Here is a 928-nt window from a genome sequence, read left to right as displayed (position 1 = left end):
AGGTTTTTTGTTGCGGTAGTCATCGCTAGCCTCCTTACGCCGTTTCTTTTTGGAGTAGTTCTCGGAAGACTGGGAAGATATCCTCCACAGAGCGAATATTCTTCATAGCGAAGTTTGGAAACTCGTCGGTGAGCTTCTCATACTCGTGCCATAAGGTTTGATGTGAGCGACGCGTGATTTCTATATAAGAATAGTACTGACAATTTGGCAGCAACTTATTCACGAGTAAATCTCGGCATCGTGGTGAGTCATCCGCCCAGTTATCCCCATCGGACGCTTGAGCTGCGTAGATGTTCCACTGACCAACCGGGTAACGCTCTTTGATGATTTCATCCATTAACTTCAAAGCGCTAGATACGATGGTGCCACCGGTTTCTTGCGAGTAGAAAAATTCGTGTTCATCGACTTCTTTGGCTTGCGTGTGGTGGCGAATAAACACAACGTCTACGTTTTCATAGGTGCGAGTCAAGAACAGATACAACAGCACATAGAAGCGTTTTGCGATGTCTTTGGTCGCTTGATCCATAGAACCAGACACATCCATCAAACAAAACATCACGGCTTGGCTAGAAGGGACTGGTCGTTTTTCGTAGTTTTTAAAACGTAAATCGAAAGTATCGATGAACGGCACATTTTCAATTTTCTTGCGCAGTTCTTCGATTTCCTTTTTCAGACGATTTTCTTCAAGTTGTTGTGCTGGCTCAATATTTTTGATGCGAGTCAACTCGTCTTCGAGTTCTTTAAGAAGTCGCTTTTTGCCTGCAGTCATGGCGGTTCGACGAGCTAACGACTGCTGCAATGAACGAATAACGGAAATGTTGGAAGGGATCCCCGCGGTTTGGAAACCTGCTCGGTGAGTTTTCCATTCCGTAATTTTAGCGATTTGATTTTTTTCTAGATTCGGTAGCTCTAAGTCTTCAAACAGAAT

1 protein-coding gene is annotated in these 928 nt (G+C 44.2%); it reads right to left on the bottom strand.

The annotated features are described in order from the left end of the window. Positions 1-34 precede the first annotated feature (34 nt). On the bottom strand, positions 35-928 hold an 894-nt coding region (locus tag R7Z50_RS25455), incomplete at its 5' end, for a YeaH/YhbH family protein (protein WP_318149470.1).

The organism is Vibrio sp. 1249-1 (genome assembly GCF_033340495.1).
The sequence above is the reverse complement of the archived record's forward strand: the minus strand, read 5'-3'. Positions and strand labels throughout refer to the sequence as shown.